At 68.3% G+C, this 12,933-nt stretch carries 6 protein-coding genes and 8 pseudogenes; 9 read left to right on the top strand and 5 right to left on the bottom strand.

Annotated features, from left to right (window positions below):
* Positions 1 to 138 precede the first annotated feature (138 nt).
* From QFZ82_RS00160 to QFZ82_RS39570, 5 genes and pseudogenes are all read left to right on the top strand, one after another.
* Positions 139 to 921 carry an amino acid ABC transporter ATP-binding protein gene (locus tag QFZ82_RS00160; RefSeq protein WP_307711226.1) on the top strand — a complete coding sequence of 261 codons (783 nt, stop codon included), beginning with the start codon at positions 139 to 141 and terminating at the stop codon, positions 919 to 921.
* 51 nt (positions 922 to 972) lie between these two features.
* Positions 973 to 1,818, top strand: a complete 846-nt coding sequence (locus tag QFZ82_RS00165; RefSeq protein WP_307711227.1) for a glutamate ABC transporter substrate-binding protein — start codon at positions 973 to 975, stop codon at positions 1,816 to 1,818.
* Positions 1,819 to 1,892: 74 nt separating this feature from the next.
* Positions 1,893 to 2,561 carry an amino acid ABC transporter permease gene (locus tag QFZ82_RS00170; RefSeq protein ID WP_307711228.1) on the top strand — a complete coding sequence of 223 codons (669 nt, stop codon included), beginning with the start codon at positions 1,893 to 1,895 and terminating at the stop codon, positions 2,559 to 2,561.
* The gene (locus tag QFZ82_RS00175) at positions 2,558 to 3,463 is read left to right on the top strand and encodes an amino acid ABC transporter permease (protein WP_307711229.1); all 906 of its coding nucleotides are present in this window, start codon (positions 2,558 to 2,560) and stop codon (positions 3,461 to 3,463) included. The genes QFZ82_RS00170 and QFZ82_RS00175 overlap by 4 nt, the downstream gene beginning before the upstream one ends.
* A gap of 40 nt (positions 3,464 to 3,503) precedes the next feature.
* Positions 3,504 to 4,640: pseudogene (locus tag QFZ82_RS39570) on the top strand (FAD-dependent monooxygenase); the annotation flags it as partial.
* A gap of 366 nt (positions 4,641 to 5,006) precedes the next feature.
* Here QFZ82_RS39570 and QFZ82_RS00185 read toward each other — a convergent pair.
* The 5 genes and pseudogenes from QFZ82_RS00185 to QFZ82_RS00205 form a co-directional block, all read right to left on the bottom strand.
* Positions 5,007 to 6,082, bottom strand: a pseudogene (locus tag QFZ82_RS00185) (IS3 family transposase); the annotation flags it as partial.
* A gap of 69 nt (positions 6,083 to 6,151) precedes the next feature.
* A pseudogene (locus QFZ82_RS00190) lies at positions 6,152 to 6,331 on the bottom strand (transposase domain-containing protein); the annotation flags it as partial.
* A gap of 140 nt (positions 6,332 to 6,471) precedes the next feature.
* A complete protein-coding gene (locus tag QFZ82_RS00195) occupies positions 6,472 to 7,338 on the bottom strand; it encodes a transposase (protein ID WP_307711231.1) in 867 nt (288 codons plus the stop codon).
* Positions 7,339 to 7,535: 197 nt separating this feature from the next.
* Positions 7,536 to 8,561 (bottom strand): annotated as a pseudogene (locus tag QFZ82_RS00200) (IS630 family transposase); the annotation flags it as partial.
* A 308-nt stretch (positions 8,562 to 8,869) separates the two neighbouring features.
* A pseudogene (locus tag QFZ82_RS00205) lies at positions 8,870 to 9,289 on the bottom strand (transposase); the annotation flags it as partial.
* A gap of 285 nt (positions 9,290 to 9,574) precedes the next feature.
* On the opposite strand from QFZ82_RS00205, the gene QFZ82_RS00210 reads away from it, so the two are divergent.
* The 4 genes and pseudogenes from QFZ82_RS00210 to QFZ82_RS00225 form a co-directional block, all read left to right on the top strand.
* Entirely contained in the window at positions 9,575 to 10,984 is a 1,410-nt protein-coding gene (locus tag QFZ82_RS00210) for an IS1380 family transposase (protein WP_307711232.1), read from the top strand.
* Between the two features lie 545 nt (positions 10,985 to 11,529).
* Positions 11,530 to 12,088 (top strand): annotated as a pseudogene (locus tag QFZ82_RS00215) (DeoR family transcriptional regulator); the annotation flags it as partial.
* A gap of 210 nt (positions 12,089 to 12,298) precedes the next feature.
* A pseudogene (locus tag QFZ82_RS00220) lies at positions 12,299 to 12,424 on the top strand (carbohydrate ABC transporter permease); the annotation flags it as partial.
* A pseudogene (locus tag QFZ82_RS00225) lies at positions 12,421 to 12,888 on the top strand (alcohol dehydrogenase catalytic domain-containing protein); the annotation flags it as partial. The pseudogenes QFZ82_RS00220 and QFZ82_RS00225, both read left to right, overlap by 4 nt.
* Positions 12,889 to 12,933: the final 45 nt, after the last annotated feature.

Here is a 12,933-nt window from a genome sequence, read left to right on the forward strand (position 1 = left end):
CATGCCAAGCCACAGGGGTCGCCCATCACCTTGAACCCTGATAATGCAATGCTCAATTTAAGCTCAAATGTGGTGGACGGCGGTAGCATCCCCTGTGCTTAAGTTTTCCCCAACCGAGGAGGACGGAGCAAGAAGCCGATGAGCGGAGTGTCAGTGACCAAGGGCGACGAAGCCGTACCCGCTGCGGGCGACCTGGTCGTACTGAGCGACGTGAACAAGCACTTCGGCGCGCTGCATGTGCTCCAGGACATCGACCTGACGATCACCCGCGGCGAAGTCGTGGTCGTGATCGGACCGTCCGGGTCCGGAAAGTCCACGCTGTGCCGCACCATCAACCGACTGGAGACCATCGACTCCGGCTCGATCACGATCGACGGCAAGCCGCTGCCCCAGGAAGGCAAGGAGCTCGCACGGCTCCGCGCCGACGTGGGCATGGTGTTCCAGTCGTTCAATCTCTTCGCGCACAAGACCGTGCTGGAGAACGTGACGCTCGGCCAGGTCAAGGTGCGCAAGACGGACAAGAAGGCCGCCGAGGAGAAGGCGCGGGCGCTGCTCGACCGGGTGGGGGTCGGCGCGCAGGCCGACAAGTACCCCGCCCAGCTCTCCGGCGGTCAGCAGCAGCGCGTCGCGATCGCACGGGCGCTGGCGATGGGTCCGAAGGTCATGCTCTTCGACGAGCCGACGTCGGCTCTCGACCCCGAGATGATCAACGAGGTTCTCGAGGTCATGCAGCAGCTGGCGCGGGACGGGATGACAATGGTGGTCGTCACCCACGAGATGGGCTTCGCCCGATCCGCCGCCAACCGGGTCGTGTTCATGGCGGACGGCAAGATCGTCGAAGAGGCAACGCCCGAGGAGTTCTTCAGCAACCCGCGCAGCGACCGGGCCAAGGACTTCCTGTCGAAGATCCTTCACCACTGAGTCCTGGATCAGCTGATCCACTACTTCGCGTCAACATAGGGAAGTCACATCATGAAGCTTCGCAAGGTCACCGCCGCTTCGGCCACCGTGCTCGCGCTCGCCCTGTCTGCCACGGCCTGCGGCTCCGACAACGGCAAGGACAGCGGCAGCACCGGCACCTCCGGCGGCGACAAAATCACGGTCGGTATCAAGTACGACCAGCCCGGCCTCGGCCTGAAGACGCCGGACGGCAAGTTCACCGGCTTCGACGTCGACGTCGCGAAGTACGTCGCCAAGGAGCTCGGCTACGACGAGAAGGACATCGAGTTCAAGGAGACGAAGAGCGCCGACCGCGAGACCGCGCTGGCCCGCGGCGACGTGGACTTCATCGCCGCCACGTACTCGATCACCGACGAGCGCAAGCAGAAGGTCGACTTCGCCGGCCCGTACCTGCTCGCCCACCAGGACCTGCTGATCCGCGCCGACGACAACATCAGCAAGGGTGACGACCTCAACGGCAAGAAGCTCTGCTCGGTCACCGGCTCCACCTCCGCGCAGAACGTGAAGAAGGACTTCGCGCCGAAGGCCCAGCTGAAGCAGTACGGCACCTACTCCCAGTGCCTCGGCGCCCTCCAGAGCGGCGCCGTCGACGCGCTCACCACCGACGACTCGATCCTCGCCGGCTACGCCTCCCAGGACCAGTACAAGGGCAAGTTCAAGATCGCCGGCCTCAAGCTGAGCAACGAGAACTACGGCATCGGCGTCAAGAAGGGCGACGCCGAAATGGTCAAGAAGATCAACGCCGCCCTCGAGAAGATGGTCCAGGACAAGTCCTGGGACGCGGCCGTGACGGCCAACTTCGGCCCGGCCAACTACCAGAACGAGCCCGCCCCGAAGATCGGCAACATCGTTAAGTGAAGCAGGGCTGACGAGGCGCGCCGCCGCTGACGGCGGCGTGCCGCGCCCTCCTACACGCGGAAGCGCGGGAGATCGTGTTCGACTTTCTTGAAGGTTACGACTTGCTCGGGGCGTTCTGGATGACGGTGAAACTCACCGTCATCTCCGGAATCGGCTCCCTGGTGCTCGGCACCGTCCTCGCCGCGATGCGAGTGAGCCCGGTGCCTCTGATGCGCGCGTTCGGCACCGTCTATGTGAACGTGGTCCGGAACATCCCCCTGACGGTGATCATCGTCTTCTCCTCGGTCGGTCTCGCCGACACCCTCGGCATGACCCTGGGGGTTCCCGACGACTTCGAGGCTCTGCCGTTCCGGCTGGCTGTCCTCGGGCTCTCGGTCTACACCGCGGCCTTCGTCTGCGAAGCCGTGCGGTCCGGCATCAACACCGTGCCGGTCGGACAGGCGGAGGCGGCACGCGCTCTCGGTCTGAGCTTCACCCAGGTCCTGACGACCATCGTGCTCCCGCAGGCCTTCCGCTCGGTCATTGGTCCACTCACGAACGTGCTGATCGCGCTCACCAAGAACACCACCGTCGCAGCGGCCATCGGCGTCGCGGAGGCGGCTCTCCTGATGAAGGAGATGATCGAGAACGAGGCACAGCTGGTCCTCATCTCGGCGGTCTTCGCCTTCGGCTTCGTGGTTCTCACCCTTCCCACCGGACTCATCCTCGGCTGGGTCGGCAAGCGCATGGCGGTGAAGCGATGACGTCCGTCCTCTACGACGCTCCGGGCCCCCGGGCCAAGCGCCGCAACATCGTCTACACGGTCGCCTTCCTCGCCGCGCTCGTGCTGGGCATCTGGTGGGTCCTGAGCGTCCTGGGCGACAACGGGCAGCTCGAGTCGTCCCTGTGGAAGCCGTTCACCGAGGCTCAGGCCTGGACGACCTATCTCCTGCCCGGCCTCGGCAATACGCTGAAGGCAGCAGCCCTCGCCATGGTCATCGCGCTTCCGCTGGGTGCGGTCTTCGGCATCGCCCGGCTCTCCGACCACCGCTGGGTCCGCATCCCCGCCGGGGTCGTCGTGGAGTTCTTCCGCGCCATCCCGGTCCTCCTCCTGATGCTGTTCGCGAACCAGCTCTACGCGAACTCCGACGCCATCAGCAGCGACATCCGCCCCCTGTACGCCGTGGTCACCGGCCTCGTGCTGTACAACGCGTCGGTCCTCGCAGAGGTCGTCCGCGCAGGCATCCTGTCGCTGCCCAAGGGCCAGACGGAGGCTGCCAAGGCGATCGGCCTGCGCAAGGGCCAGACGATGACGAGCGTCCTGCTCCCCCAGTCCGTCACCGCGATGCTGCCCGCACTGGTCTCCCAGCTCGTCGTGATCGTCAAGGACACCGCGCTCGGCGGCGCACTGCTGGCCTTCACCGAGCTGCTCAGCGCTCAGGGCACGCTGGCCGCGAACTACGCGAACACCATCCCGAGCTTCATCGTCGTCGCGGTGATCTTCATCCTCCTCAACCTCCTGCTCACGAGCTTCGCCTCCTGGCTGGAGGGCAGGCTGCGACGGGCCAAGAAGAGCACGGGCGCGGTCCTGACCGCACCCGGCGGCGCGGAGGAGCCCGTCGGGGAGCCCGGAGTCGCCAAGACCGACAACGGGCGGGCCGTCTGACGGTTCATCGGATGTCCGACCGCTGAAGGGCGGTGGCCATATGGCCGCCGCCCCTCGCCGCACCCCGGTGTCGCTTGACGCAGGCAGCGGCAGTGAGTTGCATACGTTCTGTGATCGCGCACCGGGCTCCCTCCGCACTTCTTCGCACGACCCTTCGCGCCCGAGGAGTCACCTCGTGGACCCGGTGATCGTGGTCGGGGCGGGCCCGGTCGGCCTGGCCCTGTCCCTGGCCCTCGCGTCCCAGGGCGTCCCCTCCGTCGTGCTCGACGAGAGCAACGGAAAGGACGAGCCGCGCCCCGCCCGCACCGTCGTCCTGCGCGCGGACACGGCCGCCCTGGTGGAACGGCTCGGCTGCGGCACCCTGCGTGACGACGGCGTCCGTTGGACGGGCTGGCGGTCGATGCGGCGCAGGCAGGAGGTGCGGCACCTGCCTCTCGGCGACGGCCTCACGCCCGCTCCGCTGCATATCCCGCAGCACGCGCTCACCCGCGGCCTGCGGGACGCGGTCACCGAGCAGCGCCTCGTACGGCTCGTCACCGACAGCCGCCTCGACTCGCTGGAGCAGGACGGCGGCGGCGTCACCGCGCACAGCCGCGGCCCCTCGGGCACCTGGTGGCGGGGCAGCCATCTCGTCGGCTGCGACGGCGCCAGGTCGACGGTCCGCAAGCTCCTCGGCATCCGCTTCCCCGGCCGTACGGCGGTGGAACGCCATGCGGTGGCCGCCCTGCGCACCGAACTCCCGTGGTCCGGCGAGGCGTTGCTGCACCGCCGTCCGCCGTGGTCGTCGGGGGGCGACGAGGTCGTCGCGCGCCCCCTGCCGGACGGCGTGTGGCGCCTGGACTGGCTGCTGCCGCCGCGCGGCGAACTGGTCACCCCGGAGGCGCTGGTGGCCCGGGTGCGGGACACCCTGGCGGGCTGGTGCGGCAACACCCCGCCGTACGAGCTGATCGACACCGGCGTCTACACCCTTCACCACCGGCTGGCCCGCCGCTGGCGCGTCGACCGGGCCTTCCTCGCCGGCGATGCCGCGCATCTGCTCGGTGCCCTCGGCACGCAGGGGGTCGACGAGGGGCTGCGGGACATCGGCAACCTGGCCTGGAAGCTGGCGCAGGCCTGGCACCACGGGGCCTCCGACACCCTGTTGGACAGCTACCAGGACGAGCGCCGCACCGCCGTCGCCGCACGGCTTCGCGCCGCCGACCAGTCGCTGCCGATACTGCGCAGCGGCAGCGGTCTGCGGACCTACCTGCCCGGAGCGGCGCGTGGCCACGACATGATGCTCACCGACGGCCACCTCGGTCAGGGCGCGCTCGGCGCGCCCCCCGTCTACGGCCACTCGGTGCTCACGCCCGAAGCGGTGGCCCCGTCGGCCGCGGTCGCCACCGAGGCGGGTGCCCCCGTCGAGGACGTGCGGGTGACGGCTCCTGACGGCACGGCCGCACGTCTGTGGGACCGGCTGGGGCGAGGCCGCCTCCTCGTCGTCCTCGTCGCGCCGGGCACCGGCGTGTGGGACCGGCGGCACTGGGTGAGCGCCGGAGTGATGCCGAGGCTGGCGGAGGCCGTCGCCGGGCTTCCCGTGCATCGTCTCCCTCTTCAGCCTCTGTCAGAAACTCTCGGCGAGGGCATTGTCGTAACTCGAGCCGACCCTGCCCATGCTCCTGCGGATGCCGTGCCGGTCGCAGACCTGGGCGAACGCGGCCGAGGTGTACTGCGAACCCCTGTCCGCGTGGAAGATCACCCCGGAGATGTCGCCACCGCGGGCCGCGACCGCGGCCTGGAGCGCGTCGATGACGAGTTCGGCCCGCATGTGCGGGGCCATCGAGTAGCCGAGCACCCGGCGCGAGCGGATGTCGATGACGCAGGCGAGATAGAGCCACACGGCGCCGACCTGTACGTATGTGATGTCGCCGCACCACTTCTCGTCCAGAGCCCCGGCGGCGAAGTCCCGCTGGACCAGGTCCGGCACTGGTGGCGCGAGCCGGTCTGCGACGGTGGTGCGCTTCTTCCTGCGCAGGTGGCGGCCGACGATGTTGTGCTTGCGCATCAGCCTGGCGACCCGCTTGCGGTTGACGGTGTGGCCGAAGCCGCGTAATTCGGCATGGATGCGCTACGCGCCGTAGTTCCCGCGGTGTTCGGCATGAATCTCGCGGATCTCGGTGACCAGGGCGTCCTCAGCGGTCTGCCGCTCGGCCCGCGCCTCGGCCCCGGCGATCCACCGGTAGTAGCCGGAGCGGGAGATTCCCGGTACCCGGCATATCCGCTTGATGCCGAAGGCCTCGGCGTGGGCGGAGACGAAGTCCCAAGCGGCGGTCTTCACTTCATCTCCCGGGCGAAATAGGCCGCTGCCCGGCGAAGGATCTCCCGCTCCAGCTGCCATTCCTTCTCGTTCTTCAGCAGCCGGGCATTGTCTGCCCGCAGCCGGGCCCGCTCGGCCTCGGTCTCCTGGGACGCAGCGGCGGCAGGCGGTGCGTCGGCGTTACGCACCCAGCTGCGGAGCGTCTCGGGGTTGACATCCAGATCGGCCGCGACGTCCTTGAACGTCCTTCTGCCGGCCGAAGCCCGCCACAACGCGATCGCGTCGGACCGGAACTCCGCACTGTACTTCGAGGGCCTTGCCACGTGGATCTACACCTTCCAGGATCACCAAGATCCATTGTCAGGTGTGTCCACACCGCGGGGATCACCTCAGTACACCCCGACCCGGGAGGGCAGGTCCCGCAGCCTGCGCTGCACACTCCGGGTCTCTTCCAGGACCGCGTCGACCAGCTCGAACGGCAGAACCTGGGTCAACTCGCCCAGATGGCCGGGAGCGAAGCGGCCCCCGGCCACGGTGAGGCTTCGGGTCACGGTCGTCAGACCGGGCGGCAGGGCGCAATGGCGTGCAGGCAACGGAGCTCCGTAACGGCAGAAGTCTTGGCGGACTACCTGCTCCAACGGGACTCCGTTGCCCTTGTTCCCCGCTCCATCACGGAACACCCGCCAACTCGCTTGCCACCAGCGCGAATCCGTTAACTACCCAGCCTTGGGTCAAGGCCCACCGGGCTGACGCCGCACAGGGCGGCGAAGGATGCCTCGTCGGTGATGCGGTCAGGGTTGTCACCTGCGGTGATGAGGAGGACTGCGGCGCTGTCGGGCCCGACACCGACCAGGTCCAGCATCTGGGGCCGGCAGGAGCGGACGGCCCTGGTGGTGCGTCGGGTGAGCTCTTTGACCTCGCCGGACAGGTGCTGGATTCTGCGGGCGAGCAGGCGCATGGTGAAGACGGCCTCGCCCCGGTCATGGGAATCGAGGGTCGCGCAGGTGGCGACCAGCGCAGGATTGCTCAGACCTGTGAGCAGTTCGCGCAGGTCCGGGTCGATGGCCAGCAGGACGGCCTTGAGCTGGTTCAGCGCCTGGGTACGGGCCTTGACGGCCGATTCCTTGGCCAGTCGCAGGACCCGCATGTCCGCTGCGGGGCCGTCCGCGGTCTTCGGCACGGTGGTGGCGCGCCCGGACAGCAGTGCGCGAGCGGCTGCGTCCGCGTCGACGGCATCCGTCTTGCCACGTTTGCGCCGGGTGGCACGGTCGGGCTGGTTGACTTCGACGACCTCGATGCCTTCCCTGCGCAGGGACCGCGTCAGCGCGGTTCCGTAGGATCCGGTGCATTCGACACCGGCCCGATGCAGGGTGCCGAACGACCTTGCCCACACCAGTAGTTGGCGATATCCGGTGGCGGTGGTCGGGAACTCCTGGTGGGCGAGCAAGGCACCCAGGGTGGTGATGACAGCGGCGACGTGGACGTCCTTGTGGGTGTCCACCCCGAGGACCACCTCCTCGACCGGGTCCGGGACTCGCTGCGCGGGCAGCGTCGGCTGGGGCATGCTGGTGACGGTCACGAGGCTCCCTTGGACTGGGTCTGGTGGCTGACGCCGGTCCGGTGGGCGGTCAGAACTGTGACGGTGCTTTGTGCGGCAAAGCCCCTATCGGGACACGTTCACCGGGCCGGCGGCAGTACGCACCGCAGAGGGCCGGAGCCGACAGTTCTACACCAAGGCACCTCGGCCAGTTGTCGCACGGGTCAGGCTCCGGCCCCCTGCGGCACCCCATGATCCTCACAGTTGTCACACACCAGGTGCACATCCAGTTCGGTGGGCACGGCCTTGTCTATGGTGACCAGGAACTTCTTGAACTCGATGGCCCGGTGGCGGCGGTGGAGTTCGCTGATGACGGTGCCGTCGGCGATGTTGAAGGCAGCGAACAGGCTGGTGATGCCGTGCCGCAGATAGTCGTGGGTGCGCCGCTCCGGCATGCCTGGCATCATCGGAAGCACAGGCTGGGACCGGTCCAGCGCCTGGATCTGGCTCTTCTCATCGACGCATAACACCACTGCCTTCTCAGGCGGGTTGTGATACAAGCCGACGACATCGACGACCTTCTCGATGAACTGCGGGTCGGTGGAAAGCTTGAAGGAGTCCTGCAGGTGCGGCTTGAGGTCGAACCTCTTCCAGATCCGTCCGATGGTGGACTTCGACAGTCCGGTGCGGGCGGCCGTGGAGGCGCGCGACCAGTGCGTGTCCTTGCCCGGTGCGGATTCCAGCGTCGCGATGATGACGTCTTCGACCTGGTCGAGCAGGATCGAGGGCGGCCGACCGGTTCGCGGTTCGTCCTGCAGGCCGTCGAGGCGATCGGCCACGAAACGGGCCCTCCAGCGGTCCACGGTCGACTGGTCCACCCCCAGATCGGCTGCGACCTGCTTGTTCGTCACGCCCTCGGCGCACCGCAGCACGATCTTCGCCCGCAACGCGAGGTACTGGGCGGTCTTCGCCCGCCTCGCCCAGCGCACCAGCTGGGCCCGCTCGCCCTCGGTCAGGACCAGCGCAGACTTCGGCCGGCTGATAGGGCCCTCGTCCTCAAGCCCCGCCAGCCGCTCAGCGGCGAACTTCCCGCGCCACTTGCGGACCGTCTTCACGCCGACGCCAACGGTATGCGCCGCACCCGCATTCGACATCCCATCAGCGCACGCCAGGATGATCCGGGCCCGCTCAGCCGTGCGTCGGTCCGGCAGCCCCGCCCGGCGCACAAGTTCGACACGCTCGTCCTCGGAAAGAACGATCTCCACAGCAGCAGGGCCTCGATGCGCCATGAAAAGAAGGTAGCAACTAATACTCCAGTGCGGTTTCGTGATCTATCCCGTGGGTTCGTCGGCGGATCGTCGTCGGTAGTGGCTGCGACGGGCTGTGGCCTGGTGCTTTCGGCGCCAGTTGGACCAGTGCAGCAGCCTGGCCGCGGACACGGCCGGTGGGTGGAAGGCGGCGAGTAGGTGGCGGATCTCCGGGACGGTCAGCGTGATCGGTTCGTGGCTGCGGGTGGGGTGGTGCGGATCGGCGGCCCGGTCCGGGGCCGCGCTGGCGGCGACGACGCTCAGGAAGTGGAATGCTCGGGCAGGTAGAGCCGACGGTCGATCAGGGCCCGTCCCCGGCTGGTGGCGTAGGCGAGGAACACGCCGACCCGGGAGTTCTCGATGCGTCCCGCGGTGCCGGTGTACTGCCGTTGCACGCCCGCCGAGGCTCGGCCCTTCTTCACAAAGCCCGTCTCGTCCACGATCAGCACCGCGTCGTCGGTGCCGAGGTGGTCGGCGGCGTAGGCGCGCAGGTCGTCACGGACAGCGTCGGCGTCCCAGCGCGCGTAGCGCAGAAGGCGCTGCATCGGCCCGGGCCGGGCGTGACCGGCCTGCTCGGCCAGCTGCCAGCAGTTCTTGCGCTCGACGTTCGACAGCAGCCCGAGCAGATAGGCACGGGCGGCGGTCCGCGGCTCAACTCGGCCGAATCGTCCCGCGATCCGGGCCATGGCCTGGTCGAACATCGCCCGCCAGCGGGCAGGGTCTACGCTATGGCCTGCGGCCACCGCACGATCTTCAGGAGTCCACACAACCCCCGATGATCATGCGGTGGCCGTACGCGTTACCAGCCGGGTCCACCAGCAAGATCGCGAAACCAGACTGGAGTACTAACCTCGCGCTTTCACGTGGCAGGGCGTCCGGTGGGTGATCAGAAACGCGAAGAGTGCTCCTGACCTGCAACGATGGGACTTGTCTAGGGTCCAGGGTCGTCGCAGGAAAGAAGCACTCTCCAGGTGAAGAAGAGTATCGGGTTCTACCCGCGTGTCCGTACCGAAGGCGGTGGCCGCGGGGTGGTGTCCCAGGCCGGTGGTGTGCTGCTGGTGGAGACGATCCGCAAGTCCGGTCTGGATGCGGCGATATCGGCGGCGCTTGAGCCGTGGCGAAGGCCGCGGGCGGTGCATGATCCGGGCAAGGTCCTGCTGGATGTGGCGCTCGCGGTCGCGCTGGGTGGGGACTGCCTGGCGGGCGTGGGCATGCTGCGGGCCGAACCGTCGGTGTTCGGGCCGGTGGCCTCCGATCCGACGGTATCCCGGCTGATCGACACGCTGGCAGCGGGTGGGAAGCGTGCTCTGACCGCACTGCGGCAGGCCCGCTCTCAAGTCCGTGAATGTGTGTGGACGTTGGCCGGTGAGGAAGCTCCGGACGCCGGCGGGCAGGTGGTCGTGGACCTGGACGGGGTGCTGGTGATCGCGCATTCCGAGAAGCAGGATGCGGCCGCGACCTGGAAAAAGACGTTCGGGCACCATCCGCTGATGGGGTTCGTCGACCACGGCCGGGGCGGGTCCGGGGAGCCGGTGGCCGGGCTGCTGCGGCCCGGGAACGCGGGCAGCAACACCGCTGCGGACCACATCGAAGCCGCCAGGATCGCCCTGAAGCAGCTGCCGAAGAAGTACCGGCGCGGACGGCGGACGCTGATCCGCACCGACTCGGGCGGCGGCACCCACGAGTTCGTGGACTGGCTTTCCGCGCGCGGCCGGTGGCTGTCCTACTCGGTCGGCATGACCATCACCGATGCCATCCACCAGGCCGTCGGGAAGGTCCCGGCGTCGGCCTGGACGCCGGCCGTCGAGCCCGACGGCGAGATCCGCGACGGCGCCTGGGTCGCCGAACTCGACGGCGACTGCCTCAAAGGCTGGCCCAAGGAGATGCGGCTGATCGTGCGGAAGGAACGACCGCACCCCGGCGCCCAGTTGCGTTTCACCGACGCCGACGCCGACGCCGACGCCGACGCCGACGCCGACGGCATGCGCCTGACCTGCTTCGCCACCAACACCAAGCATGCTCCGATCGCCGAGCTGGAGCTGCGGCACCGCCAGCGGGCCCGCGCCGAGGACCGCATCCGCGCCGCCCGCGCCACCGGCCTGCGACGCAACCTCCCCCTCCACGACACCGCACAGAACCAGATCTGGCTGGAGATCGTCCAGATCGCCCTGGACCTGCTGGCATGGCTGCCGATGCTCGCCCTCACCGGACAAGCTGGCCGGTGGGAGCCCCGCCGCCTGCGGCTGCGGCTGTTCTCCGTGGCCGCTCAGCTCGTCACCACCGGACGCCGCCGCATCCTCCGCCTCGCCAAGCACTGGCCCTGGACTGGTGTGATCACCGACGCCCTGCAACGGCTCGCGGCCCTGCCGAACCCCGGCTGACCAGCAACTTCCCGTCCCCACGAGCAACACCACCCGACCGGAGCCGTGGAACCCGGCGCCCACCCGACGCGACAGCCGGGCCACCAGCCTGCCCACCTGCAGAAATCTCCGCTCCGAACGAGCCGAAAGAGTCCTTCAGCAAGCTGACGGACCCTCATGCAAGATCGAGGCTAACCTTCAGGATTTCTGGCGCATCACACTAGGATCCGCGGCGGACGGGACGGGACCGGCTCGTGCCCGAGCTCCTGTTCGCCGCCACCCGACCCGACCAACATACGACGTCAAGTGTTTCAGACCCATTACGCGGGGGGCCGGCTGAACGGAGGCCATGCGGGCATCCAGATGCCTTCAATCGGGCGACAACAAGCCCGAAAGGATTCGCCTCACCCAACAGACCAGGCCGGATGCCTCTACCGAGCGAGGTCAACCGGGCACCCCAGGAAGGCGAAGTGCTCTGTTCATCGCCCTCGTTCACTTGTACAACACATTGCTGAGGCCTGAACGCGCAGGTAATCGCAACGCAGCGAAAACGGAAAGCTATGCCAATGGACACCCAAGAGTGGAGGCGGGCGATACCCCAACGCGCCCGCCATGCGGGATCAGTCCAAGTCACCTCTAGCCGCCGAGTTCGCCGTGGCCAAGGAAGCGGCCCGCCGCGATCTGGGCGTCCCCGGAGGAGCACGGCCTTCTCCGCAGAACGCATGGCGGTGCCCGCCCGGTCGAGAGCGCCGGTTTTGAGACGACGCTCGCAGACCGCACCGCGCAGTACGTGGCGCAGAACTCCCGCATCGCCGTGGCAGCCGGGCAGCTGCTCGAGGACGCGGAGACGGTCTTCGTGGACGGGGGCTTCACTCTTCAGCGGCCGACCGGGGGCTTCTCGGTACTTCTGCTGGGTGGCGAGGTCGGGCAGCGACTCAGGGCACCGTCGAACCCTGGGCGTCCCGCATGCTCGCCAGTCTGGTGATCGACCTTGCCTCCATCGGCGCCCACGAGATCTCGCGCGAGTGTGGGCTTACGTCACCCGATACCGCGGTGGACGAGATCAAGGCACAGCCAGTACGCGGAACCAAGCGTCGGGTCCTGGCCGGGGTTCACGCCCAATTCAGGAGTACGGTCCACTCAACGGCGCTTGCACCTGGATGGCCGGGAACCCCCGCCCAGTCCGACTGGATCTCCAACATGCCGCTGCTCGCCGTCGAAGCCTCGCTGGGGTGACAGTGGAGGCCGTTCACGATGTTGATCCTCCGCGCCGGGCTTCAGAACCGGCCCGCTGGGGTGATGGAGGCGGCCCATCTCGATGGGCCAGTGCTTGGCAGTCAGGGCTTGTTCCTCGCCCAGCTATGCGCCGCATCCGTTTTCGTGTCCCTACCGGTGGTCGCCGCCGCATTCGCCGCCCAGGACAAGCTCGTCCAGGGCCTCTTCCTTGGAGCCGTCAATTGAGGACCGCACTCATCGAGGCACCCGGCCAAGTCGCCGTTGCCACCGTCCCCGACCCGACACCGGCGCCACGTGAAGGGGTGGTCGATGCGGCCGCGTGCGGTCTGTGCGGCACTGATCTGCACATGCTGCAGTGCGAGTTCGCCCCCGCCCTTCCCGTCGTATCGGGGCACGCCGGCGAGATGATCGAGATCGGCAGCGAGGTCAGCGAACTCGCCGTCGGCTACAGGGTCGCCGTAGGCCCGTCGCTGTACTGCCACGAGTGCAGGCATTGCCGAGCCGGCCGTGCGAACCTCTGCGACCGGTGGAACGCGATCGGCGTCTCGGTCCAAGGCGGCGCCGCCGAGTATGCTCTCGCGCCGGTCGCCAACTGCGTACGCCTGCCCGACCACGTCGATGTGCGCGACGCCGCCCGGATCGATCCTCTCTCGTGCGCCGTGCGCGGTTACGACGTGCTGAACAGCAGCACACTCGACCGATTCAAGGTTGGCCAGGGCCGCAAGATGGTGGTC

This window comes from Streptomyces sp. V4I23 (genome assembly GCF_030817975.1).
Classification (GTDB): domain Bacteria; phylum Actinomycetota; class Actinomycetes; order Streptomycetales; family Streptomycetaceae; genus Streptomyces.

Excerpts from the sequence above, each read along its gene's own strand:
- QFZ82_RS00175 (WP_307711229.1), top strand. The coding sequence starts at position 2,558 with ATGACGTCCGTCCTCTACGACGCTCCGGGCCCCCGGGCCAAGCGCCGC.
- QFZ82_RS00160 (WP_307711226.1), top strand. The coding sequence starts at position 139 with ATGAGCGGAGTGTCAGTGACCAAGGGCGACGAAGCCGTACCCGCTGCG.
- QFZ82_RS00165 (WP_307711227.1), top strand. The coding sequence starts at position 973 with ATGAAGCTTCGCAAGGTCACCGCCGCTTCGGCCACCGTGCTCGCGCTC.